Source organism: Pedobacter sp. GSP4 (assembly GCF_051857575.1).
Lineage (GTDB): Bacteria > Bacteroidota > Bacteroidia > Sphingobacteriales > Sphingobacteriaceae > Pedobacter.
This window is the reverse complement of record NZ_JBPZIR010000001.1, coordinates 105,275-130,393: the sequence shown is the minus strand read 5'-3', so window position 1 is coordinate 130,393 and position 25,119 is coordinate 105,275. Positions and strand designations below refer to the sequence as shown.

At 39.7% G+C, this 25,119-nt stretch carries 19 protein-coding genes; 3 read left to right on the top strand and 16 right to left on the bottom strand.

Features of this window, described 5'->3' with window-relative positions:
* Positions 1-195: 195 nt before the first annotated feature.
* Both ACS5PU_RS00485 and ACS5PU_RS00480 read left to right on the top strand, forming a co-directional pair.
* Positions 196-735, top strand: a complete 540-nt coding sequence (locus ACS5PU_RS00485; protein WP_439457322.1) for a thermonuclease family protein — start codon at positions 196-198, stop codon at positions 733-735.
* Positions 736-797: 62 nt separating this feature from the next.
* Entirely contained in the window at positions 798-2,096 is a 1,299-nt protein-coding gene (locus tag ACS5PU_RS00480) for a cryptochrome/photolyase family protein (RefSeq protein WP_439457321.1), read from the top strand.
* A 100-nt stretch (positions 2,097-2,196) separates the two neighbouring features.
* Here the strand turns inward: ACS5PU_RS00480 and ACS5PU_RS00475 are convergent, their stop codons facing one another.
* The 12 genes from ACS5PU_RS00475 to ACS5PU_RS00420 form a co-directional block, all read right to left on the bottom strand.
* Positions 2,197-3,225 (bottom strand): hypothetical protein, encoded by a 1,029-nt coding sequence (locus ACS5PU_RS00475; RefSeq protein WP_439457320.1) that lies wholly within the window; start codon positions 3,223-3,225, stop codon positions 2,197-2,199.
* 147 nt (positions 3,226-3,372) lie between these two features.
* Complete coding sequence (locus ACS5PU_RS00470; RefSeq protein ID WP_439457319.1) at positions 3,373-4,281, bottom strand: FKBP-type peptidyl-prolyl cis-trans isomerase; 909 nt, start codon at positions 4,279-4,281, stop codon at positions 3,373-3,375.
* A gap of 3 nt (positions 4,282-4,284) precedes the next feature.
* Entirely contained in the window at positions 4,285-4,773 is a 489-nt protein-coding gene (locus ACS5PU_RS00465) for an FKBP-type peptidyl-prolyl cis-trans isomerase (RefSeq protein WP_439457318.1), read from the bottom strand.
* Between the two features lie 158 nt (positions 4,774-4,931).
* The gene (locus ACS5PU_RS00460; protein WP_439457317.1) at positions 4,932-5,378 is read right to left on the bottom strand and encodes an FKBP-type peptidyl-prolyl cis-trans isomerase; all 447 of its coding nucleotides are present in this window, start codon (positions 5,376-5,378) and stop codon (positions 4,932-4,934) included.
* A gap of 312 nt (positions 5,379-5,690) precedes the next feature.
* Entirely contained in the window at positions 5,691-7,484 is a 1,794-nt protein-coding gene (locus tag ACS5PU_RS00455) for an acyl-CoA dehydrogenase family protein (RefSeq protein ID WP_439457316.1), read from the bottom strand.
* Positions 7,485-7,703: 219 nt separating this feature from the next.
* Positions 7,704-8,879 carry an acetyl-CoA C-acyltransferase gene (locus ACS5PU_RS00450; protein ID WP_439457315.1) on the bottom strand — a complete coding sequence of 392 codons (1,176 nt, stop codon included), beginning with the start codon at positions 8,877-8,879 and terminating at the stop codon, positions 7,704-7,706.
* A gap of 134 nt (positions 8,880-9,013) precedes the next feature.
* Positions 9,014-11,419, bottom strand: a complete 2,406-nt coding sequence (locus ACS5PU_RS00445) for a 3-hydroxyacyl-CoA dehydrogenase NAD-binding domain-containing protein (RefSeq protein WP_439457314.1) — start codon at positions 11,417-11,419, stop codon at positions 9,014-9,016.
* 75 nt (positions 11,420-11,494) lie between these two features.
* Positions 11,495-11,929: a MarR family winged helix-turn-helix transcriptional regulator gene (locus ACS5PU_RS00440; RefSeq protein ID WP_439457313.1), complete on the bottom strand. Its 435-nt coding sequence runs from the start codon at positions 11,927-11,929 to the stop codon at positions 11,495-11,497.
* A 134-nt stretch (positions 11,930-12,063) separates the two neighbouring features.
* Positions 12,064-13,386 carry a DUF6089 family protein gene (locus ACS5PU_RS00435; protein WP_439457312.1) on the bottom strand — a complete coding sequence of 441 codons (1,323 nt, stop codon included), beginning with the start codon at positions 13,384-13,386 and terminating at the stop codon, positions 12,064-12,066.
* Between the two features lie 219 nt (positions 13,387-13,605).
* Positions 13,606-15,324, bottom strand: coding sequence for a DUF885 family protein (locus ACS5PU_RS00430; protein WP_439457311.1), 1,719 nt, complete (start codon positions 15,322-15,324; stop codon positions 13,606-13,608).
* Between the two features lie 142 nt (positions 15,325-15,466).
* Positions 15,467-17,188 carry a gamma-glutamyltransferase gene (gene ggt, locus ACS5PU_RS00425; protein ID WP_439457310.1) on the bottom strand — a complete coding sequence of 574 codons (1,722 nt, stop codon included), beginning with the start codon at positions 17,186-17,188 and terminating at the stop codon, positions 15,467-15,469.
* Positions 17,160-18,935, bottom strand: a complete 1,776-nt coding sequence (locus tag ACS5PU_RS00420) for an AMP-dependent synthetase/ligase (protein ID WP_439457309.1) — start codon at positions 18,933-18,935, stop codon at positions 17,160-17,162. Before ACS5PU_RS00420 ends, ggt begins: the two co-directional genes overlap by 29 nt.
* Before the next feature lie 256 nt (positions 18,936-19,191).
* Here ACS5PU_RS00420 and ACS5PU_RS00415 point away from each other — a divergent pair, with 256 nt between their 5' ends.
* Entirely contained in the window at positions 19,192-19,656 is a 465-nt protein-coding gene (locus ACS5PU_RS00415) for a hypothetical protein (protein WP_439457308.1), read from the top strand.
* A 142-nt stretch (positions 19,657-19,798) separates the two neighbouring features.
* Here ACS5PU_RS00415 and ACS5PU_RS00410 read toward each other — a convergent pair whose 3' ends face one another.
* From ACS5PU_RS00410 to ACS5PU_RS00395, 4 genes are all read right to left on the bottom strand, one after another.
* Positions 19,799-20,737 (bottom strand): hypothetical protein, encoded by a 939-nt coding sequence (locus ACS5PU_RS00410; protein WP_439457307.1) that lies wholly within the window; start codon positions 20,735-20,737, stop codon positions 19,799-19,801.
* 185 nt (positions 20,738-20,922) lie between these two features.
* The gene (locus tag ACS5PU_RS00405; RefSeq protein ID WP_439457306.1) at positions 20,923-21,978 is read right to left on the bottom strand and encodes a DUF4998 domain-containing protein; all 1,056 of its coding nucleotides are present in this window, start codon (positions 21,976-21,978) and stop codon (positions 20,923-20,925) included.
* 22 nt (positions 21,979-22,000) lie between these two features.
* Positions 22,001-23,170: a DUF5000 domain-containing lipoprotein gene (locus ACS5PU_RS00400; RefSeq protein ID WP_439457305.1), complete on the bottom strand. Its 1,170-nt coding sequence runs from the start codon at positions 23,168-23,170 to the stop codon at positions 22,001-22,003.
* Between the two features lie 24 nt (positions 23,171-23,194).
* On the bottom strand, positions 23,195-25,108 hold the full coding sequence (locus ACS5PU_RS00395) for a RagB/SusD family nutrient uptake outer membrane protein (RefSeq protein WP_439457304.1): 1,914 nt from the start codon (positions 25,106-25,108) through the stop codon (positions 23,195-23,197).
* Positions 25,109-25,119 lie beyond the last annotated feature (11 nt).

Below are 25,119 nucleotides of genomic sequence, written 5' to 3'. Positions count from 1 at the left end.
TAAAGCAGGCTCTAAATTCCTCATCTTTTTATCCAACACTACTTGTCCAGATCCGACAACAGTATATCTTTGCAACAGCAAAAATGCCAAAAAGTACCACCTCAAATCAGATTGTAAAGGATTAAGTACCTGCCAGCATAAAATAGTAAAAACCACTTTAGACAAAGCGAAGAACGAAGGCAAAACACTGTGTGGATGGGAAGATTAAACCTACTGATATTTATTTTATTATTTAACCCTGTTTTTGGCAATTACTGGGCTGCCACACCAATCGGCGATTTAAAAAACCACACCTTTACCGCCAAGGTAATTAGGGTAATGGATGGCGATACCATGGAGATCTTATATCAAAATGTGCCTACCAAATTACGTTTGGCGCATATCGATTGTCCGGAGAAAAGAGGCCACCAACCCTTCGGCAATAATGCTAAAATAGCATTGTCTGATTTATGCTTCGGACAACTGGTAACCATTTATGTAGAAAAGTACGACCGCTACCGTAGGTTAATTGCCGTAGTGGTGAACAATAAGAAACAGGTGGTTAACCAGGAAATGGTTAAACGCGGCATGGCCTGGCATTTTAAAAAATACTCTACCGATCCGTTATACGCAGGCCTAGAACTTAAAGCCCGGAAAAATAAAATAGGCCTTTGGCAGGATGCTGCCCCAACCCCTCCCTGGCTGTGGCGGAAATCGAAACACAGCAGTTCCCTTTCCGAGAAAAAATCAAAATAAGGTGTAAGAAACAAACCAGCTTTCTCATCTGCTGTTATTACCTTTGAACATACGCCATTAACATGAAGAAAACAATCAGCATCTGTTGGTTCCGCCGCGATTTACGTTTAGCAGATAATGCTGCATTATACCATGCACTAAAAGGGGGTCATCCTGTACTGCCACTTTTTATTTTCGATAAAAACATACTCGATAAACTGCCTGAAGATGATGCGCGGGTTACTTTTATCCACCAGACAATTGAAGATTTAAAAGATTTACTGCACAAGCAGGGATCGGACCTACTGGTAAAGTATGGTAAGCCAGAAAAAATATGGCCCGAAATTTTGGATGAATACCACGTTACCGAGGTGTACGCCAACCATGATTATGAGCCTTATGCCCGAGAGCGGGATGATAACATGGCCGAGTTTTTAACCAGCGAAAAAATTGCTTTTATAACTTTTAAAGATCAGGTAATTTTTGAAAAAGACGAGATTTTAAAGGCAGATAAAAGTCCATATACGGTTTTTACCCCTTATTATAAACAATGGCAGGCTAAGCTCGATAACTTTTACACCAAAGCTTATCCAACTGAAAAGTATTTTAAGAACCTGTTAGCCAGCAAAAATCACCCACTACCATCATTAAAGGAAATGGGCTTTGAAAAAAGCAGCCTTAAATTTCCTAAGATAGATTACAAAAGCAAGCTTGATGGTTATGCTAAAGAGCGTGATTTCCCGGCGATGGATAGCACCACACACATTGGTCTGCATTTACGTTTTGGCACATTAAGCATACGCAAAGCAGTACGCGATGCCATTGATGCGAAATCGAATGTATGGCTTTCAGAACTGGCATGGAGAGAATTTTACATGACCATACTTTGGCATTTCCCCTACTCGGCCAACGGTTCATTTAAAAAGCAGTACGATAAAATTAAATGGCGGAACAACGAAACTGAATTTAAGGCCTGGTGCGAAGGCAATACCGGTTACCCCATTGTAGATGCCGGCATGAGGCAACTTAACCAAACCGGCTGGATGCATAACCGTGTGCGCATGGTTGTGGCCAGTTTTTTAACCAAGCACCTGCTTATTGATTGGCGCTGGGGCGAAGCTTATTTTGCCGAAAAGCTTTTAGATTATGAGATGGCGAGTAATGTTGGCGGTTGGCAGTGGGCTGCAGGATCGGGAAATGATGCGGCGCCTTATTTCAGGGTTTTTAATCCGGAGCTGCAGACCAAAAAGTTTGATGCCAAGCTGGATTACATTAAAAAATGGGTTCCGGAGTTTGGCACAAAAAAATATGCCCAACCAATTGTTGAGCATACTTTTGCAAGGGAAAGGGTTTTAAAAGTGTTTAAAGAGGCTTTAGCTTAATTTGGTAAGAAAGCAAAATCATCTTATGTTTAAAAAAATCATGCCCAGTAAATAACTGGGCATATCTTGTAAGGAAAAAAGTATTTTAATTTATTAAAAATTAGTTTACGTTAAACGAAGGTGCATTAGACACTCCGCCAGTGAAAAAACGGCCTGTACCGCTAATTCCTCCAGTGTGAAATCCTTCAGTCGTTCCAACATCAATAATTATTGGACCTGATGCGTTACCAACACTGTAACTAGGTAAATTAAAATTATGGGTTACTGGATTTGCAATTGGAGGATTATAGTAACTATAAGAGTAATTGAGATTAGAAAAATAATAATCTGTTTCATTAGTCCTCCATCCACCGAAAGTTTTCTTTAACTCTTGTTTTGAAGTGAAGTAGTAATGAACACGAGATGGAAGTTCCGGTGGGGTCCAAGAACCATCTGTTCTAGGTGTATTTTCTTTCCAAAGATCAACAAACAACCTCCTTTTCCCATCTTCATTGTAATACAGCTCCGATTTAATAGCACTTGTTGTAGTCGGTCCATATGTATTTTCTGTTATTGCAATGGAAGCACTTTTTGAAATATTTGAGACAAATACACCTTGAGTTGCATCAGTATTTCTAATGCTCATTATTTGTTGTTTATCTTTATGTTTTCCGGTATAAGAAATCATCCTGCTATCTTCGGTGTAAACAGTAGTAACATCACCAACTTTCACCTCACCATTTACATTAATAAATAATGCTGATAATGGCGTGCCAAATTTGTATGTTAGGGAACTATCTGATTTAATATACACGAGATCAGAATATTTATTCTTAAAATCATCGAATGATTTGCCGGTATTTACATTCTCATATTCTTTTTCAATTTCAAGAAATACATCTCTGTAAGATTTAAAATTTGCCAGCTCGTTAGGCCTAGCATTAAAATTTTCTGGCTTAATTAGAATATTGATTAATGAATCAAAAGATTTTTGATCTCTAAATTTTAAATATCCATTCTCTATATTAATAGCTTCAGATATTTTGTTAACATCTGATTTTTCAATACCCGACTCCTTCTTACAAGAAGAAATCGAAATAACGCACAATACAGGTAGTATTAATCTGCGTATTTTAATTTTGTTTTTCATATTATAATTGTATGTTTTTCCTTACGCAAATAAACATACAACTAATTATTAAGTTAAAAAAATAAGACTAAAAAAAATGCCCAACCAATTGGTTGAGCATACTTTTGCAAGAGAAAGGGTTTTAAAAGTGTCTAAAAAGGCTTTAGCTTAATTGGTAACACTAACGATTTCAATGTCGAAATCTAATATCGCGTTAGCAGGAATAGATCCACTTCCCGATGCACCATATGCAAGATCAGAAGGGATAAAAATCCTCACTTTAGTTCCTGCCCTAAAATTGGTCAATAATCCCCAACCAGGTATAACACTATTTAAGGTGGTAGAGAAAGTTCCGTCTGTAGAAGAATCGAAGCTGGTACCATCCAAAAGCCTTCCAGTATATTTAATCACAAGTGTGCTTTCTTTAGTAATCAGATCGGCACCGGTACCCGGAGTTCCAACAATATAATATACCCTGCTATTATCTTTAACAGCAGTTAAACTTTTACTGGTTAAATAGTTCTTAATTTTAAAATCGTCAAACAGCCATTGCTTGCGGTATGGATAACTTTTGATGGTAAAATCAAGGTTTTCATTAGAAGGAATAGGACCAGCACCATTTTTACCAAAGCCAAGATAAGAAGGCAATAAAATACGTGCAGTACCGCCTGGTTTAAGTGCCAAAGCAGCTGTTCTTAACGCCGGGATGTTATAAGTAATACTTGTAGAAAGTGAAGACTGAAAAAATCCATTCAAATAACCCACATAAGTACCCAGGTTACCATTTGTAGGCGATTGCAGGTAAGTTGTTCCGCTCTGCATCGATTTAACTGTAATATCGTACAAAATCGAATCGGGGTTTAAAAAAAGTGTGCCGTCAGTTGGGTTTGTAGCCTGGAAATAAAATCCGGTTTTATCAGGATCGGGTTTCATTTCAGTTAAATTATTCTTTGATATATATGATTTTATAGCAGCATCATCTATACTTTCAATAGACTCGTATTCTTTTTTACATGAGCTGAAAATGATAGTAGCCAGCAAAAATGTGAATAGGCTAAGTTGAGTAAATTTGTTCATTTATTATTGTACGTCTGTAAGTGTTATAGTAAAATCGAGCACTGAATTTGCTGGAACAGCAGTTGATGGCGATTGTGTTCCGTAGGCATAATAAGAAGGAATGATTAACCTAATTTTGCCTCCTTTTTGTATTTTTTGTATCCCTACCTGCCAGCCCACAATCACATTTCCCAGTAAAAAAGATATGGGAGTGCCTTTCGAACTATCGAAAACGGTTCCATTTAACAACCTGCCTTCGTAATCGGCAGTAATCTTTGTAGAAGCCGAATATACTACACTGCCTGATCCTGGTTCAATTACCTGGTAAAAAATACCATAAGAATCTTTAGTTGCCGGAATGTTATTGGTTTTGATAAATGCTCTTATTGCCGTTGTATCAGTTTTAAACTGCGGCAGTGGATCATATGAATCATCAATAGGCACATTCTTCTTACAGGCGGCGAAACATCCTGCAATACATAGGAATAGAATAATGTATTTAAACTTCATCATCCGCAAAAATAAGCTTTTAATACGGATGCTACAATTTTTAACCTATTTTAACAATTTTAAGGCAACAAGGTAAAAACAAAAAGACCAAATCGCACTATTGAAAGTTGACTGTACAGATCCTTGTCCTCTTATCTCAGCTTTGGTGTTTATCTTTTTTCCTATTGTGTATTTGATAGCTGAATGGTAAAATCCAATACAGAGTTGCCCGGGATTGAACCTACCGCACTGCTACCATAACCCAAACTTGGTGGAACGATTAACCTGATTTCGCCACCTTTTTGAATTTTAGGAATGCCTATTCTCCAACCCTGGATTAAACCGGCCAACGGAAATGTTTGTTCTTTCCCTCCCCCATTATCGAAAACACTACCGTTTAATAACCTTCCTTCATATTTGATGGTAATTTGGGTATTGCTTGGGTAAGTAAAAGAACCGGTACCCGGCTTAATAATCTGATAATATAAGCCTGATGCATCCTTTACTGCATTGATATTGTTCTGTTGAATAAAATCTGTAATCTGCTTTTCTGGATCTTCGTCTTTTTTACAAGATGAAACGGCAACTACACATAAAAAGAGTACTGTTAAAAATCTAAATTTAATCATGCCGCGAAAATAAGCTTTTAATTTATAAAGCTAAAGGTTATGTTTTTTGAAACGAGGTTTTTTGTTTATTGGAGGGTACAATCTTAATGCGAACGCTATTTATGATTTATGCGAATGCTAACCCATGGTAGTAGGATTGCTTCGTACCTTATTAATTACGACATCTTCAAGGCCGTTATCGTCTTCGTTTGTACCGAAAATGGAAGAGATCCACATTTTTAATGTGGATTATAGAGGACAATAGCAGCGTTTTAGAACTTGCGAAGTCACCTGGCTCTTAGCCCCTGAGACTTCGCAAGATTCATCTAAACTTTAAAAAATATATTTATTGGCTTCAATCAGTTGCTGTGCAACCCTTTGGCGTGCGTCCTTAACATTAAAAGGCTCCATTTTGGTAAAACGGCGTAAGCCTACCAGCATCATGCGCTGCTCATCACCCTCTGCAAAAGCCCATAGTGCTTCTTTTCCGGCTTTGGTAATCCCATCAACTGCCTCTACCAAATAAATCCTTAATAAATCCAGCTGACCGGCTACTGCCTCTTCGCCGCGCATGGCAACCAGTTTTTCCGTTCTCAACAGAGCCGATTCGGCTACGTATACATAACTGGCCATATCGGCAATATTCATCAAAATTTCCTGCTCTTTGCTCAGGGTCATCATTAGTTTCTGTACCGCAGCACCAGCCACCATCAAGGTTGCTTTTTTCAGGTTTGCAAGCACTTTTTTCTCTGCAGCAAAAAGGGTTGTATCTTCTTCACCAAAATCGGGTATGCTCATTAACTCTGCAGCCACCGCAGTAGCTGGCGTCATTAAATCGAGTTCGCCCTTCATGGCGCGTTTCAACATCATATCTACCGTAAGCAAGCGGTTAATTTCGTTTGTACCTTCGAAAATCCGGTTGATACGGGCATCACGGTAAGCCCTATCCATTGGAGCATCGGCACTAAAGCCCATACCACCATAAATCTGTACCCCTTCATCAACAGTATAATCCAAGGCCTCTGAACCCCAAACTTTTAAAATTGCACATTCTACAGCAAATTGCTCAACCGATTTTAATCTCGCTTTACCAGATTCCATTCCGCCTGCAACCAATTGATCGTAGGTATCATCAATGTTCTGTCCGGCGCGGTAGTTAGCGGCATCCACAGCGTATAGCTTAGCAGCAATCTCGGCAATTTTAAAGCGGATGGCACCGTATTTCGAAATCGGACGGCCAAACTGGATACGCTCGTTCGAATAATTGATGGCAGTATTCAATGTAGCTTTTGAAGCACCAATAGCTGCAGCCGATAATTTAATACGGCCGATATTTAAAATGTTTACCGCTATTTTGAAACCATTTTCACGGTCGCTCAACATATTTTCTACCGGAACCGGGCAATCGTTAAAGAAAACCTGGCGGGTTGAAGAGCCTTTGATCCCCATTTTATGCTCTTCGGGATTCATGGTAATGCCACCAAAATCTTTTTCTACAATAAAAGCCGTTAAGTTTTTATCATCATCAATTTTGGCAAATACGATAAAAACGTCTGCGAAGCCTCCATTGGTGATCCACATTTTCTGGCCTGTGATGATATAATGTTTACCATCATCACTCAGTTTGGCTTTGGTTTTACCTGAGTTTGCATCAGAGCCCGAATTTGGTTCTGTTAAACAATAAGCGGCTTTCCATTCGCCCGAAGCTAATTTAGGGATATATTTAGCCTTTTGTTCGTCGTTACCATAATATAGGATCGGCAAAGTTCCAATTCCGGTATGGGCAGAAAGTGCAACGGCAAACGAGTGTCCGGCACCTACCACATCTGCTACCAGCATTGAAGTGTTAAAGTTCTTGCCGAAGCCTCCGTACTCTTCCGGAACTGAAACACCCAAAATACCCAGTTCACCAGCTTTGGTCAAAAGCGATGGCATTAACTCAGGGTCTTCCTGTTTGTCGATTTTATCTAAATTGGGGTAAACTTCTGCTTCCAGAAAATCGCGACAGGTCTGTGCAATCATCTGTTGTTCTTCATCAAATTCTTCAGGGATAAACACATCCTGATAAACGGTATCTTTAATTAAAAATTCGCCGCCTTTAATTGTCTTTTTTTCAGTTGTTTCCATTGTTATGAGATTTGAGAAATGAGATTTGAGATTTGAGACCTGCCCAAATCCAAACCCAAATCATTAATGTTATTTTTTTGAGTTCGTCATGCTGAACTTGTTTCAGCATCTATCTTGTCAAAAAGACCCTGAAATAAATCCGATAGCTATCGGATCAGGGTGACGAACAGGCTAATCCGGATTTTAAAGATCCGTATTACTGTATCCACAATTATTCCGTTACAACAATTCAAAAATACCCGCTGCACCCTGTCCTGTTCCAACACACATGGTTACCATTCCGTATTTTTTATTTTGTCTTTTAAGTTCATTCATAATCTGAACGGTCAATTTTGCGCCTGTACAGCCTAGTGGATGCCCCAGTGCGATTGCTCCGCCGTTTACGTTAATTACCTCTGGATTAAGATCAAGCGTTCTGATTACGGCCAGCGATTGAGATGCAAAGGCTTCGTTCAGCTCAATGAGATCGATGTCTTCCTTTTTTAGTCCTGCCTGTTTTAAGGCTTTCGGAATAGCCTCAATTGGGCCAATACCCATAATCCTCGGCGGAACACCAGCAATACCATAGCTTACCAACCTGGCAATAGGCTCTGCGTTTAATTCTTTCATTTTCTTTTCAGAAACCACCAGCACAAAGGCCGCCCCATCTGATGTTTGAGAAGAGTTACCCGCAGTTACACTTCCAACGGCATCGAATACAGGTTTCAGTTTGGCTAGTTTATCCAAAGTAGTATCGGCACGAGGCCCTTCATCTGTATTTACCACGTACGATCTTGTTTTCTTTTTCAAATTCGCATCAAGGTAATTTTCATTTACGGTGATAGGCAAAATACCATCTTTTAAATGACCGTTTTTAATGGCATGAATGGCCTTTTCGTGAGATTTTAATGAAAAAGCATCCTGATCTTCACGGCTAACATTATATTCTTTGGCCACGGCTTCGGCCGTTAAACCCATGCCCCAGTACCAATCGGGGTTATTTTTGGCCACCTCAGCATTTGGAACCAATTTCCAACCGCCAAAAGGCATTCCGCTCATTACCTCTACACCACCGGCAATAATACAATCGGCCATGCCTGCTTTAATTTTGGCAACCGCGGTAGCAATGGTATCTAAACCCGATGCACAATAACGGTTTACGGTTACTCCCGGAACTTTATCGGTATCTAAACCCATCAGCGAAACCATACGTGCTATGTTTAAGCCCTGTTCTGCCTCTGGCGTAGCATTGCCGACAATCACATCGTCAATCTGTTCGTTATCTAAATTCGGAACCGATGCCACTAAAGCCCTGATTACTTCTGCAGCTAAATCATCGGCCCTTGTGAAACGGAATACACCGCGGGGTGCTTTGCCCACAGCTGTACGGTATCCTGCTATTATATATGCTTCCATTGTTTTAGTATTTCTTATGGCTTAAAGCCTATATTCTCTTTTTATTTTATGCCCCGCCATGCTGAACTTGTTTCAGCAACTATCCTGCAAAGACCCTGAAATAAATCCAGGGTGACGACGGCAAAAAGCTCTACTTAATTCCTTAACGGTTTACCTTTCGTAATAATGCTCTGTATCCGTTCTAAACTCTTGCGTTCACCGGCCAGCGATAAAAATGCTTCTCGTTCTAGATCCAATAAATACTGTTCGGTTACTTCTGTTGGAGAAGATAAATCGCCACCGCACATTACATAACCCAATTTCTCCGAGATTTTTTTATCGTGCTCAGAAATGAAATGTCCGGCGTACATACTGTTGGCTCCTGCATAAACAATACCCAGTCCCTGTTTTCCTAAAACTTTAATATCATTGCGCTGAACAGGTTTGGTATAACCAGCATCGGCCAGTTCGATGGCTTTGGCTTTTGCATCGGCCAATAAGCGGTTGCGGTTCATCGAGATCGAAAATTTGTCTTTCTGCAGATAACCCAATTCGTAGGCTTCGTAACCTGAGGTAGAAACCTTGGCCATTCCGATAGTCAGGAAACGGTCTTTAAGTGCATTCTGCACAATCTGATCGTCTTTATATTCATCAGAAGCGCGCAGTGCAAACTCTTTGGTACCGCCCCCACCAGGAATAACGCCCACACCAAACTCTACCAAGCCCATATAGGTTTCGGCAGATAGCTGAACGTGATCGGCATGCAAACTGAATTCGCAGCCACCGCCCAAAGTTAAATTATGCGGCGCCACCACAACCGGGATAGATGAATAACGGATACGCATTGAGGTGTTCTGGAACATCCTGATCGCCATGTTCAACTCATCCCACTCCTGCTCTACGGCCATCATAAAAATCATCCCCACGTTGGCACCGGCAGAGAAATTGGCCCCATCGTTACCGATTACCAGACCGCGGTAATCTTTTTCAGCCATATCAATGGCTTTGTTTATTCCGGCAATTACATCTCCACCAATGGTATTCATCTTGGTGTGGAATTCGACATTCAGAATGCCATCGCCTAAATCGATAATGGAAACACCCGAATTTTTCCAAAGGGTCTTATTTTCGCGCAGGTTATCCAAGATGATAAACTCATCGGTACCTGGTAAAGCTTTATAGGTTTTAGATGGGATATCGTAATACTTTTTAACACCGTTTTCTATCTTGTAAAAAGAAGTATTTCCGGCTGCTAACATTTCATGCACCCAGGCCGCAGCTTTATTGCCATACTGCTCCATGCCCTCAAGGCCTTCTTTCACGCCAACGGCATCCCAAAGCTCAAACGGACCTAGCTCCCAGCCAAATCCGGCCCTCATGGCATCATCAATACGGTAAAGCTCATCAGAAATTTCAGGAATCCTGTCTGATACATATTCGAATAATCCAAAAGAAGAATGGCGGAACAGTTCGCCGGCCTTATCTTTCCCTTTGGCAAAAATTTTCATGCGTTCGCGCAGGTTTTCAACCGGCTTGGTCATTTCTAAAGTAGCCGATTTTACCTTTTGCTGAGGTTTATATTCAAGTGTTTTTAAATCAAGCGCCAGGATTTCTGTTTTGCCATCAGCTGATTTCGTTTTTTTATAAAACCCTTGTTTGGTTTTATCGCCCAGCCACTTGTTCTCTTCCATTTTTTGCACATAAGCTGGAAGTTTGAACAGTTCGTGCGCTTTATCTTCGGGGCAATTATCATAAAGCCCCTTGGCCACCTTGATCATGGTATCCAAACCCACCACATCCGAAGTACGGAACGTGGCCGATTTTGGCCTGCCCAATGCTGGCCCTGTAAATTTATCAACCTCTTCTACCGTCAGATCCAGTTTTTCAACCAGATGCAATAGCGCCATAATTGAATAAACACCTACACGGTTGGCAATAAAAGCTGGGGTATCTTTACACAGCACAGTGGTTTTTCCTAAAAACTTATCACCATAATGCATCAGGAAATCAACAATTTCTGGCTTGGTGTGCGGTGTTGGGATAACCTCCAACAATTTCAAATACCGTGGCGGGTTAAAAAAGTGCGTTCCACAGAAATTGGATTTAAAATCTTCGCTTCTGCCTTCGGCCATTAAATGTATTGGGATGCCAGAGGTGTTTGAGGTAATTAAAGTACCTGCTTTACGGTACTGTTCTACCTGTTCGAAAACTTTTTTCTTGATATCAAGGTTTTCAACCACAACTTCTATTACCCAGTCATAACCGGCAATTTTCGGCATATCATCGTCGAAATTTCCAGTTTTGATTTTATTTAATGCTTTTTTGGTATAAACCGGCGATGGATTTGTTTTTACAGCTGTTTGCAAAGCCGTATTCACGATTCGGTTTTTTACCGCGGGGTTATCCAGGGTTAATCCTTTGGCCTGCTCTTCAGGGCTCAGCTCTTTTGGGGCAATATCCAATAGCAAAACCTCTACACCGATATTGGCGAAATGGCATGCAATACGCGAACCCATAATACCCGAACCTAAAACAGCAACTTTATTAATGCTTCGTTTCATTACTTATTTTATTTGCTTTCCATTGTTCTGACGAAGCTTGTGGCGCAAAATATTTACACCATAAGCTATTATATATTAATCAACAGCATAAGCTACTGTGATATCGTTTAATTTGATCAATAGGTTAATGAAGGTTTCTTTCTCCTTTTTAGAGAAATGCTCATCCAGATATTCGTTAAATTTCCGCACAACTCCTTTGGCGAGCTGTTTTTTCTCCTTTCCAAAATCGGTAAGGAAAACCTTTACCGAACGTTTATCCCCTGCAGAAGTTTCGCGGTAAATCAGGTTGGCTTCTTCCATGTTGTTTAACATGCGCGATAAACTGGTGGCTTTAACGCCCAGCAAACCTGCTAAATTTGAAACAGCGGTACCTTCGGCATCATCAATATTGATGAGCATATAACCAATAGCCTGGGTTATACCAAAACTAGAGGCCATTTGGTTATATTTATTAAACATGTTTTGCCAGGCAAACTTAACATGATAATCTATCGTTTGTTGTTGTTTCATTATGAATTTATTATGCTTGCATAACAAAGCTAATGAATGTATTTTGTTAATGCAATAGCAATTTGAATATTTTTTGTCACAAAAAAAGCGTCCTGATTTTCATCAGGACGCTCCTAAATTTTTATTAAAACCGACTAGTAAAGCGTAAATTCTACACGGCGGTTTTGTTGGCGGCCAGCTGCTGTTTTATTGGTAGCAATTGGTTGGCCCATGCCATAACCTGTAGCCTCAATACGTGATGCATTGGCACCTTGAGAAACTAAATAAGCTTTTACAGATTCTGCCCTTTCTTTTGATAAACGTAAGTTTAATTCTTTAGAACCAGTATTATCTGTGTGACCAGCTAATTTTAAACTGAAGTTTTTCTGGATCAATAAAGCTGCAACCCTGTTTAAAGAAGCAAAAGATTTAGCACGGATAGTGGCTTTACCTAAATCGAATTCTAGGTTTTTAATCGCTTCGTTAACCACTTTACGGTCTTCTTCGGTTACAATTACTTTCTCTACAACTTTTTCTGGTGTTTTTAACGGACAACCAGCACCATCAACAACAGTACCTGCTGGTGTATCAGGGCATTTATCCAATTTATCTGCAACACCATCGCCATCGCTGTCTTTCAATAAATCATTCAGCTCTGAACGTAATTTTGCATTATCGGCTTTTTGGGCATTTAAATCAGATTTTAAACCTTCTGCAGTTTCTTTTGCTTTTAAGGCTTCATCATAAGTTAAAGCAACCGGGTTGTGGAAAGCCAGTTGTTTTCCGCTACCCAAGGCAAATTCTAAACCTGCATAAGCGTAATTGTATTTGTCGCTTCCGTTTCTGTAATAGCCATCTAAGTTATCGCCATCAACAAAGTTGATTGTCCAGCCTAGGTCGAAATTAATCGCATCAGAAATTTTAAATTTAGCACCCAATCCTACCGGGATAATCAATTCGTGAATGTTATCACCGCCATTAAGGGTTGAAGTACCAGCAGCTGTAGTAATGGTTGGCTGATACGCAGCAATACCCGCACCTGCAGATGCATATAACTGCAAAGTGTTCTCTTTTTTAAACATATCGATATTGAACATGTTTACTACTGCATTTAAACTACCTGAATACGATAACTGTGTATCAAAAGCTTTTACAGGAGAATTGTTTACCAGGCCACTTTCGTAAGGTTCGGTGTTATCGCCTTTTAATTTACCGCGAACTCCATCTAAACGAAGAGAGAAATAAGGGGTAAACTGTTTCTTAATGTATAGGCCGTAACCTAAGCTCGATTTGTTGTTGCTAAAATCGTTTTTACCACCAAGCGGCGAAAGCGGTGTTAGTACACCAGCATTAACACCAATTGACCAAGTTCTGAGTGGAGTTGCTGTTGTTGTAGGGCTTTCTTGAGCCGAAGCAACAGATCCGATTAGTAGACCAGTCATTGCAACTGGTAGCATCTTGAGTAGTTGTAATTTCATATTTTTCTATATAACGTTGGATAAGCGTTATTTAACCTTTGCAATAGCCATACCAAAAACTACAGGTCCGTAAAAATACTTATCAACTTTTTAACATGAATACTTCATGATTTCCATTTTATTTTGGAAAAAACAACGCTCAATTAAGCCCAATGCTATTTATTTTTCTTTTTGAATATCTGATGCCTTATATTGGAAACATGTTTTCCGAAAGCTACATTATTTGATTTCGCCGGCAAATTTCCATCGGGTGCTAAAATTTTCGGGCAACTGCTGGTTGGTTAACAATGCTCTTACCATTTCTACCGGCATATTATTTTCGTGCAGTATGCGGTTATGAAATTGGATGTTGGTCATTTTACCACTTTGTACCAATTCTTTATGTAATGCCCTAAATTGTAAGCCACCCAACATATAGCCAATTTGGTACAGTGGGCCATAGCCCCCGGTAAACGATCTACGCACTTCAGCTTCTGCATTGGCACGCTCAAAACCCACACGGTCTACCAAGAAATCGATACACTGCTTAGGTGTCCACTTGCCTAAGTGGTAGTTCATAGAAAAGATAATGCGCGCGCAACGGTGCATGCGCCAAAAAAGCATCCCGATTTTATCTTCCGGAGATTTTGGAAAATTCTGGTCCCACAACAACATCTCCCAATACAGCGACCATCCTTCTGTCCAAAATGGTGTACCAAATACTTTGCGGTAAGGTTTGTAACGGCTCTGCATAAAATACTGAAGGTTGTGTCCGGGTATGAGTTCATGAAAAACAACGGCTCTAGAGAAGTGCCTGTTGTTGCCACGAAGGGTCATCATTTTGGCATCTTCACTCATATCTTCGGTTGGATAGGCAATTAAAACAGACTCACCGCCCAGAAAAAACGGTGCATACATTTGTTCCTGCGGACTCAGCATCCGCATGCGCCAACCTTCTTTGGCCATCTCCGGAATGGCAATGAGTTTGTTTTTCTCTACAAAGTTTATGGCTTCATTTGCCAGCTGGTAAACCAGTTCGGGCTGTTTGCCGAGTTCAGGGTAATCGGTTTTTACTTTTTCGAGTGCCTTTTTCCATCCGATCGGATCGTTGCCAAAACCCATCTGCTGTGAGGCTTTTAGCATTTCTGCATCACACCAGGCAAACTCTCTCATGGCAATGGCCTCAATCTGCTCGGGGGTGTAGGCAATCATCTCATCTTTTAAATTGCTCAATAAAGCCGTTCTTCCTATCGGATTACCGATAATGCCGCTACCATCATCTACTGCATTTGAGGGTTTGGCAATTTTACCCAGTACAGCTGCATAATCTTTGGCGGCATCTACTACTTCAGGGTAAACTGATTTGGTGGCTTTGGTAAACTGCGGATCGTAACCATCGTAAAACTTATAGGCTTCGGTAAATACAGTAAGGTATTGATTAACGGTTTGCTGTGCCCAAGAAGCCTGTACTGGCGTAATAGCCATTTCTTTGTTTTCTACCGCTTTGCTTGTTTTTCGGATATCTTCTTTTAACTGTTCAAACTGCTGTTGTGTGGTTTTACCATCCTGCTGTTGCCCAATTCTTCGCTTCGCTTCAAAATCCAATAGTGTTTTGGCAAAAGGTAAGGTAAAAATATTGGCTTTAAACTCAGCGTAGTTTTGTTGCAAACTTGCCGAATCTGACCGGATATCGCGCTTAAGCAAAAGGTAATCTACCCTTTCATTTACCGTTAGCTTATTAAAGGGCAATGCCTTTAATTGTTTTTGCCAAGCAGCGTAAAACCGTTCCATCCGGCTAAAATATTCGTCAGATCGCTTAAGCGAATATTTACGGTTAAGCATGGTCTCGTCTGATTGGTATTGGTTAATCAGCGGGCTTACCACACTGGCTTCGTTGGTTTGAGCCTGTAATTGTACAGTAGCTGATAAAAATAAAAACAGGAAGAATAGTTTACGCATAGCGATGGATCATTTTGTTTAGCTACCGCAATATAAAGAAACAGTGAGCATTCGCCATGAGATCACCATGTAACTTATTGAAGATAATGTTCTATCAATCCTTATAAAATAGTTAAACGCAATAAAACACGCCTGATATTTGCTACCACCCAATAGCCTTATCATCGCCCCTTGGATCGGCACCTCCCTGATAATTGCCCCATTTGGTTTTTAAAATGGCATCGACCCTTCCAATTGCCCCTCTTGAAACCAACTTATAGCCTTTGGCCTTTAATTTTTGAGTGGATAAGCTGTCAATGGCATCTTTTTCTACATATACTTCATCTGGCAGCCATTGGTGGTGGAATTTTTTGGCGGCCACGGCAGCCTGCATAGACATATCGAAATCGATAACGTTGATAATTGTTTGGAAAACAGACGTAATAATGGTCGAACCTCCGGGCGTACCCACCACCATAAACAATGTGCCATCGTGTTCTACAATACTCGGCGTCATAGAGCTAAGCATTCTTTTATTTGGCGCAATGGCATTGGCTTCGCCGCCAACCAGGCCATACATATTTGGTGAACCCGGTTTAACAGAAAAATCGTCCATTTCATTGTTCAGTAAAAAGCCTGCTCCTTTTACAGCCACTAGCGATCCATATGAACCGTTTAAGGTTGTAGTGATTGAAACTGCATTTCCATCGCGGTCTACAATAGAGAAATGTGTGGTTTCTTCGTGCTCTGCTCCTTTTACCTCGCCGGCAAGTACTGCACTGCTTGGCGTGGCGGCAGCCCAGTTAAAGTTGGCCATCCGGTTTTTGTTGTAATCGGGCTGTAACAGCTGTTGTTGTGGTACGGCATAAAAATCAGGATCGCCCAGGTGTGTAGCTCTATCGGCGTATACCCTCCGCTCGGCCTCAACCATTACCTGAACTGTAGAATCGGCATTGTGCCCCCATTTTTTTAACGGATAAGGTTCTACAGATTGAAGTAACTGGATCAGTGCAATACCACCACTTGACGTTGGAGGCATGGTAATAATTTTATAGCCTCTGTAATATCCCGTTATGGGTTTGCGCCAGGCCGAATGGTAATTTTTTAAATCTGCTTTGGTAATTAAACCTTTGCCCCGCTGCATTTCGGCCACTACCGAATCGGCTACTGCACCTTCGTAAAAACCAGCCCTTCCTTTTTCTTTGATCAGCGTTAAGGTGTTGGCCAGTTCTTTTTGTACCAAGAGATCATTTTCCTGCCAGGTATGTTCTAAATTTACAAAGGCTGTTCCTTCTGGATTAAAATCCATAAATTTTCTGTGCAGACTGTTCAGCTCTCCAGCCTGACGTTTGGTAATTTTGAAACCATTTTGCGCCAGTGTTATTGCGGGCTGCAATACTTCTGCCCAAGAAAGCTTGCCATATTTTTGATGCGCTTGTACCATGCCATCAACCGATCCGGGAACGCCTGCGGCCAAGTGCCCATAAAGGCTTTTATCAACAATTGGGTTACCTGCCGAATCGAGGTACATATCCCTGCCAGCAGCCGCAGCAGCTTTTTCCCTAAAATCTAAGGCATTTATTTCGCCATTGGCTCCTCGGTAAGCCATAAAACCGCCACCGCCAATGTTACCGGCATTTGGGTACACTACAGCAAGTGCAAATTGAACGGCAACAGCAGCATCCACAGCATTACCGCCTTTTTTTAAAATATCGATCCCCACTTGTGAGGCTTCGGGATGGGCAGAAACCACCATACCATTTTTATACTCACCGCTGTTGTTTTTTCCTAACTGACCGGTTACACAGCCGGCCAATAACACTACTGCCAACAGTCCGATCAACGGTTTTTTAAAATTAATTTGCGGCTTTATAGTTTTCTGCATCTTTATATATTTTTTCAATCACCTCATTGTTTTTTTCGGTAATTACCTTTCGTTTTAAACTCAATTTTGGGGTAAGCTCGCCACCGTTAATGCTCCACTCTTTAGGCAGAAGGGCAAATCGCTTTACCTGCTCCCATTTGCCAAAACCTATATTCGAAGCTTCTATAACCTCATTGTATTTGGTAAGCACCTGTTCATTCTGGATAATTTCTTCGTTGGTGGTAAAGTTAATCCCTTTTCTTCCGGCCCAGGTTTTTAAGGTCTCGAAATTCGGCACAATCAAGGCAGAAGGGAATTTTCTATTTTCGCCCAAAACCATAATCTGCTCAATAAATATCGATTCTTTATATTTATTTTCGAGCATTTGGGGTGCAACATATTTACCGCCGGCTGTTTTAAACATTTCTTTTTTACGGTCGGTAATCTTTAAAAAGCGTCCATCTACCAGCTCACCAATATCTCCGGTGTGGAACCAGCCATCTTTATCTATGGCCTCGCTGGTTAAATCAGGTCGATTGTAATAGCCTTTCATTACCTGATGGCCGCGGGTTAATACCTCCCCATCTTCAGCAATTTTTACTTCCACCCCCTTAATTACCTCGCCAACAGTGCCAAACATGGTACCGCCAAAATGGTTTACGGTAATTACCGGCGATGTTTCTGTTAATCCGTAGCCTTCAAAAACCGGCATACCAGCTGCCCAGAAAATCCTGGCCAGGCGTGGGTTTAACGCAGCACCTCCTGATACGATAACCACAATTTCTCCGCCCAATGCTTCCTGCCATTTTTTAAATACCAGTTTGCGGGCAATGCCGAGTTTAAAATTATACCATGCCCCTGCATTTACGGTATATTTTTCGGCCAAGGCTACCGACCAGAAAAAGATGCCTTTTTTTATCCCTGTTAACGATTTCCCTTTCTCCATTATCTTATCGTACACTTTTTCGAGCAGCCTCGGCACGGTAGAAAAGGCATTCGGTTTTACGTGTTGGATATCGGCTACAATGGTATCCATACTTTCGGCATAATAAACCGAGGTATAATTAAACAGGTATAGATAAATGATCATCCGTTCGAAAATGTGCGACAAGGGCAAAAAGCTCAGCCCTTTGTTAACACCTTCGGGCATTACCACCGCTGAGTTAACAAAATTTGCCACCAGGTTATTGTGGGTCAACATTACACCTTTGGGCGTTCCGGTTGTACCTGATGTATAAATAAGGGTTAACACATCTTCTGGTTCGATCTTGGCACGATAATCATCTAAATTAATATCGGAATTTTCTTTTCCAAGGGTTATTAATGTATTCCAGCTTTCTGTTTCGGCAATTTCATTAAAGCTGTAGATTTTGATATCGGGGTTTATGGCATCGGCACATGGTTTAATTTTTTTATACAATTCTTCGTCGGCCACAAAAACAATCGATATCTCGGCATCTTTCAATATAAACTGAATATCGTGTTCGGCAAGTGTTGGATAAAGCGGAATCTGGTAGGCACCGATCTGGTTTGCGGCAAAATCGGCTATATTCCACTCGGGCCTGTTGTGCGACATTACAGCCACCCGGCCGCCTTTGCCAATGCCCAGTTTAATCAATCCACGGCTTAAATTATCAACGGTATCACAAAATTCCGCTGTACTATAATTTATCCATTTACCCTTTATCTTGCCACTGATGAATTCTTGCTTAGGATTTTCGAGGCTATATTTCAAAAGATCAAAAACCCGTTTAATTTCTGCCGCCATATGAATTGTATATTATTTGGTTAAGTTAAAAAATCAAACATAAAGATTGATACCTATATGCTTTTTAAATAAAAATAATACCTATTTGATTAATTGCCCAGGGCATTTATACCAAATAAAGAATATTTAAATAAACTTAGCAATTACAAAATTACTATGCAAGCATTGTTTTTTCTGATTTTGGTTTTTTACCAAAAAAACATAAACGGCACTAAAGTTGTTAGGCTGATAATTATTTTAATAAAACATTTAAATTATGAAAAAGTTATTTACAATTTTAGGATGCATTGCATTATTTGCCCTGAGTACAACAAATGTTAAAGCCCAAAACTATAAAACCGGATTGGGTTTAGGTATTGATTTTGGAGATGGCGCTACCTTTGTAGGCCCATCAATCAGACATCACTTCAGTTCAAAAGCGGCGATACAAGGCGATGTATTATTTGGAGGTAATTCTACCCTTATCCAAGGTTTTTTACAGTATAATTCAGCCATTCCAGGCGCAAGGGGATTAGACTGGTACTTAGGTGGTGGTCCTTCTATTCAATTGTACGATGGTGGTTCTAATTTTTTCTTAGTTCCAATGGTTGGTTTAGATTACAAATTTAACGGCGCACCTTTGGCATTGGCTTTAGATTGGAGACCAAGAATTTATTTAGGCAGCAATGATTCCGATTTTAATGCCGGAAGATTTGGTTTAGGCTTTAGATATACTTTCTAGAAATCGTTAGGCGCATAGCGCTAAGCGTGAATCGCAAAGTTTACAAGCACACAGTGTTTTGCGTTAAGCGAAAAACGTGATATAAAAAATCCTGTAAGAAATTAAATCTTACAGGATTTTTTATGGTTGTTATATTTTTTTCTTAAGGATCAATTATACCTCCAGGAAATAAATTAAGGCTTTGAAAATATAAAACATTGTTTTGAATTGTGAGATTCATATAATCTACCTCTGTTCGAAGTCTGTTTGGTAATGTAATATCTGGCTGTACAGCATCTCTCATTCCTTTTAATGCAACCCAATAAAATCCAGGTTGATAACATTGATCCATAATATTTGTACCGAAGCTAGAAATAAGAGTAGTAAAATAGTAATCAGGAAAATTTTGTTTTGATACAAAAACTAAAATTTTAGCATCGTTCGGGATATAATCATGATAAGGAAACTGAACGTCAGTGGAAAACCCTCCTGCATATATTCCTGATTTCCCCAGGTATGTAGTCCTCCAATATGTTTGAACAGAGCCTGGAAACGAAACAGGTTTATATATAAATGCATATAAATATAATTGCTCATTATTCCTAACTATCCCACTGGGCACATAAACATTACCTAAAGTAACCCAAAAATTGGGGGTTATTTCTGGGGTATCAAAAGATATAAAGTTACCTTCAGCATTGAGTATACTAGGTTTATCTCGAAAAATTAAAAATTTACCTGTTGCCGTTGCTACATTTTGTTGTGAAGGTGACTTAATCAGCTTAGCAGTTACCTCAACAGTTATTGGGTCGCTGTTACTATTAGACGGAAGAACATAAGTACTATTATTATTCTCAAATATCTCATTAGTAGCTTGACTTCCCTTTGATTCTGTTTCAATTCTATATAAGTTATGATCCTCAGGCTCAATTCCATTTGGCCATAAAATAGTAGTTGTAATCACAACTTGATTGATGGAGGGGCTATAATACCCCTCTAACATTAGCTTAGGTTTATCTTCAAATGTTGATGCTAAATTTACTTGAGTTGATTCACCCGTAAGTTTATTTTTATTAATTTCAGCAACATTTATTTTATCCAAAGTTTCTTTTTTACACGAAACTGCTAGTAATGAAGCTATAATGAATAAATATCTACAGATATGGTTCATAATCATTTAAAGTTTTGGTTGTTAGCCTTATTTGTTTAAAACAAATATGACTAGGATTAATTTTTAATCACCTTGAAAAAGTATTGAAATATTAAGAAAAAAGCATACTAGCTGCCCTATTTTGGTAAGAGTTTCTCTTCCATTAACCTAGATGTACCATCGGCGTTGGTATATTCATAATTAAGATAAAAAATACCCGTAGCTGGCTCGTACCTGCTTTTTGGCAATAACCGATGATTTTTTATGCTTGCTGCACCTACAAATCCACTAACTTCTACAGTATTATCTGAATTTCGGGTCAACACTAATTTATTGGTAGCAGCAGGCGCCAAATTTGCAACTGTTGTGCTTTCGTAAACATTAAGCGTACCTGCTTTCTTAACAAATACCTTTTCATTACCAATGGCCACAGGGTCGCCAGCCTTATTTCCAGCTGCATCGTAATTAATTCTTACCCCAACAGCATTGTATTTGCCCGACCATGGATTAACAGCAATTGTTTTTTTCTCAGCTACAGTAAACATTTCAAAGGCTGTTGGTTCTGGTTTATACAAGGTTTGAAAATCCATTGAACTGCCCAATTTTAGGTTGTTGAACGAAATAGTGGATTGAGTATTGAGTACGTTTTCTACTTTTGCGGTATTATTGATATCCGTATAGGAGAGTCTAATACCTACATCGCCCTGACTTATACTCCAGTTTACAATAAAAAACTCGTTCTCAAGCGTTGAGTATGCCGAAGGAACCTGCCTGTTAAATAAAGAACCTTGATAAAGATCGCCATAAGCAGAACCTGTAACTACAAGCGGCACTGATTTATTACCCAATTTATCAATGGTATATACATTAAACAGGTAGCTAGATTCGGGCAGGTTATCTAAAATGGTTTCAAATTTTTTGGCCGTTGGATTTATCTCTACCGTTTTTGTTTTGGTATTATTATCCCAGGTAATTATGGCCTGTGTTGCAGTTCTATTGGGCGAAAGTTCCCAAGTAACATTTACCTTGTTTCTACCCGCCAATACTTTTAAAGAATCTACACGGGTGGCATAAATTTTTTCTCCTCCTACAATAAATGGCGCAACAGGATCTTCCATTTTTGAGCAGGCTCCCAATAAAACAATGCAAAGACCGGCCAAGGAAGTATATTTGATGAAATTAAATTGTTTCATAATGTTTTTAGTTTACGTTGTATTACTGTGGATTGCCCCAAAATTTCATCTCCATCACATGAACAAAATCTGAATTAGACCAATTTTGCAGCATTTTGATGCGGATGTAACGTACCGGTGGATTATTGATATCGATGTTGTTTTCTTCTCCAGCCAAATTTACCTTAATGTCATCAGGGGTATTTTGTCCTACAGGCAAACCTGATGGTTTGATGGCTTCGTAACTACCTAGTTTTGTCCATCCTGTAAAACTTCCATCAGCTGGTGGTGTCGTGGCAATACCCCAAATTTCATATTTACGCATATTACCATGGCTAAAAACATAAGGCTCTCTCCGGTCGTATTTTTTAAATCGGCTCAATTTGGCTGTTACGCCCAGATCAAAAGTGAACCAAAGTGGCAGGCCGGCACCTAAAACAGTATGAAAACCTTGTGCCTCACCATATTTATCATCCCACATACCTTCCATTACCCAGCCATAAGAAAATAAGCGGTCGCTGGGCAGTTCAACTTTTTTAAATTTAAACCTATCCAACAGCGTTTCGAATATGGGAGTAATATCTTTATAAACGGTATCCGATAAATTTCCAAACCTATCTTTAATATAGGCACTAAAACGCCGTACTTTGGGTTCGTAACCCCTTACGGTAAACTTGCCATCTTTTGTTTTGGTGTAAAAGGTTTGCACTGGTGTTTCTTCATTATTCTTATTGGCAGTAATTACAACAATACCTAAATCTGATTGTGTAGGGTTGCTGAAACCCACACTTACGCCTCCAAAATCGTTAGCTAATACCAATTGTTCTAGCGTATTAACAAAAGGCGGTTTTAGCGGGTTTACAGTTATAGTTACAGGATCGGAGGCATTTTCGGCCTTATCTACTGCATATAATTTAACTTCATAAGGTTTAGCAGCACCAAAACCATCAACAATCAAAGAATCGTTACTGTACGATGCTTTCACCTCTCTGCTTACGCCTGGCCTAATTTCGTATACGGCCTTAATGTAAAGCAAGTCATTGTCATTTGGTATTTTGTAGGTAATTCTTGCTGCTCCGGGTTTATTAACCACAGCTAGGTTAGCTACTATTCCTGGTTTAATTTTATCATCAGAAAATGGTTTGGTAAGCCCCAGATCTTCCTTACATCCCCATGCCAATAAAATAACCGCAAGGGGAAAAATTCTTTTCAATATTTTCATCTTAATTTTAATTATTTACCAACCTATATTTTGAACCAGATTTCTGTTAACCGTAATATTATATTCTGTAATCGGCCAGAAATAATCTCTTAATCCAAATTTTTGTATTTCGAATATTTTTCTTCGGTAATAGCCTTCTGCTGTGGATTGTTGTATATCCCAGCCTTGTACAGGCACATTGTTAATGGTTTGTGCAGCAGTTTTCCAACGGCGCAAATCCCAAAAACGACTGCCCTCAAACGCCATCTCGATCAATCTTTCTTGCTGGATAATTTGCTGTAGACCTTGTTTAGTAGTTGGCTTGGCAGGATTATTAGAATAAGTTGCCCATGATTCTACAACACCTTTTAACCCAGCTCTTTCCCTAACTTTATCCAAATACAGATAGGTATCTGCTGTTGGTCCGTTAACTTCATTTGCAGCTTCCGCATACATCAGATACAAATCGGCCAAACGCATTACAGGCCACGGATATTGCACAATTTGGTAGCCTCCATTATTGGGCAGGATAACATTGTTATAATACACAGCCTTTTTAAGATAATAACCTGTAATTGAGTAAAGTTGAGATTGCACCTTACCAGATGGGCCGCCTATTTTACCCCTTATAAACCACTGGTCGGCTTCGCTAAACTTACCTATACCATACCATTTTCCATTATCGAAACCTAAATCAGCATAAAACCGGGGCTCTCTGTCGAAATGTAGAATGGCAGTTGCAGAATCTTTTTGGATGTAATCTTTTTCATAGCCTGTACCTGTTGCAGTACGTAAATTGTATCGGTTAGTAAAATCAAAGCTATTGTCTTCATTTATAGGTATTCCATTTTTGGTGTAAAAAAGCTCGGCTAACTTTAAGGTTGGAGCCAGGTAAGAACCTAATCCACCATTTTGAACTTGTGTAGGATCAAACCTAGGTTGTGAAGCACTTTGTATAGTTCCTCCTAAACTGTTTGAAGCACCCCAAATGATTTCTCTATTCCATCTTTCGCTTACTGCACCACCTATGCTTAATAACCTAGCCGTTTCTGATGATAAGGTAAGTCCTGTGGTAAGATTAGGTGTAAAAGTATATAGTGATACATTTTGAGTATGTGCCATAGTTATGGCTTCTTTACAGGCTAAAAGTGCCCGTTCCCATTTTTTAGGGTCTACGGTTGGGTTAAATAACTGGGTACCATCGTTATTCCTTAAAGCTGTATAGTCGGGATTACCATTAAACAGTGGGCTTGCAGCCATTAGCAACACCCTAGCTTTTATGGCCAGATCTATTGGCCGGGTTATTCTCCCCAAATCTGTAATGGGAGTACTTAAAATTTCGGGAAGATTAGGGGCAGCCTCATCTAACAAGCCAACTATATAATCAACACAGGCATCAACAGGCTGCCTGTACACCCTTACCTGCTCCGGCGTAGCCGATACTGGTAAATTTTCTTTAATCAAAGGAATCGGCCCATACATCCTAAGTAAATAAAAGTGAAAATATGCTTTTAAAAATTTCACTTCAGCTTTCCATTTGTTCCTTTCAAAAGAAGTCATATCCAATACCAGATCGATATTTTCCAAAAAGATATTGCAGTCCCTAATTCCTCTAAAGAGGGCCTGAGCCTGATTTGTGCCATCCCAAAAATTAAGCTGTGGACTGGTTACATTTTGATTACCGCGGGCAATTTGCCATGAGTTTAAAGCCAACTGGTTAATATCATTGTATAACCAAAGCTCATCGCCGCCCAACATAGCAGGATTTTGTGTTATCGAGCCCTCTCTTGGTAAATAGGAATAGCAGGTAAATAAATATTTTTCTGCCTGCGTACGGTTTGCAAAGGCATCCTGTATGGTAGGCAACTGATCGGGCACTACATCTATATACTTTTTACAGCTGGTAAAAGTAATGAGCAGGCCTATAATGATTAAATTTAGTTTCTTCATTGTAATTGAGA

Coding starts and splice junctions, on each gene's coding strand:
- ACS5PU_RS00485 (WP_439457322.1), top strand. CDS start 196: ATGGGAAGATTAAACCTACTGATATTTATTTTATTATTTAACCCTGTT.
- ACS5PU_RS00480 (WP_439457321.1), top strand. CDS start 798: ATGAAGAAAACAATCAGCATCTGTTGGTTCCGCCGCGATTTACGTTTA.
- ACS5PU_RS00475 (WP_439457320.1), bottom strand. CDS start 3,225: ATGAAAAACAAAATTAAAATACGCAGATTAATACTACCTGTATTGTGC.
- ACS5PU_RS00470 (WP_439457319.1), bottom strand. CDS start 4,281: ATGAACAAATTTACTCAACTTAGCCTATTCACATTTTTGCTGGCTACT.
- ACS5PU_RS00465 (WP_439457318.1), bottom strand. CDS start 4,773: ATGATGAAGTTTAAATACATTATTCTATTCCTATGTATTGCAGGATGT.
- ACS5PU_RS00460 (WP_439457317.1), bottom strand. CDS start 5,378: ATGATTAAATTTAGATTTTTAACAGTACTCTTTTTATGTGTAGTTGCC.
- ACS5PU_RS00455 (WP_439457316.1), bottom strand. CDS start 7,484: ATGGAAACAACTGAAAAAAAGACAATTAAAGGCGGCGAATTTTTAATT.
- ACS5PU_RS00450 (WP_439457315.1), bottom strand. CDS start 8,879: ATGGAAGCATATATAATAGCAGGATACCGTACAGCTGTGGGCAAAGCA.
- ACS5PU_RS00445 (WP_439457314.1), bottom strand. CDS start 11,419: ATGAAACGAAGCATTAATAAAGTTGCTGTTTTAGGTTCGGGTATTATG.
- ACS5PU_RS00440 (WP_439457313.1), bottom strand. CDS start 11,929: ATGAAACAACAACAAACGATAGATTATCATGTTAAGTTTGCCTGGCAA.
- ACS5PU_RS00435 (WP_439457312.1), bottom strand. CDS start 13,386: ATGAAATTACAACTACTCAAGATGCTACCAGTTGCAATGACTGGTCTA.
- ACS5PU_RS00430 (WP_439457311.1), bottom strand. CDS start 15,324: ATGCGTAAACTATTCTTCCTGTTTTTATTTTTATCAGCTACTGTACAA.
- ggt (WP_439457310.1), bottom strand. CDS start 17,188: ATGCAGAAAACTATAAAGCCGCAAATTAATTTTAAAAAACCGTTGATC.
- ACS5PU_RS00420 (WP_439457309.1), bottom strand. CDS start 18,935: ATGGCGGCAGAAATTAAACGGGTTTTTGATCTTTTGAAATATAGCCTC.
- ACS5PU_RS00415 (WP_439457308.1), top strand. CDS start 19,192: ATGAAAAAGTTATTTACAATTTTAGGATGCATTGCATTATTTGCCCTG.
- ACS5PU_RS00405 (WP_439457306.1), bottom strand. CDS start 21,978: ATGAAACAATTTAATTTCATCAAATATACTTCCTTGGCCGGTCTTTGC.
- ACS5PU_RS00395 (WP_439457304.1), bottom strand. CDS start 25,108: ATGAAGAAACTAAATTTAATCATTATAGGCCTGCTCATTACTTTTACC.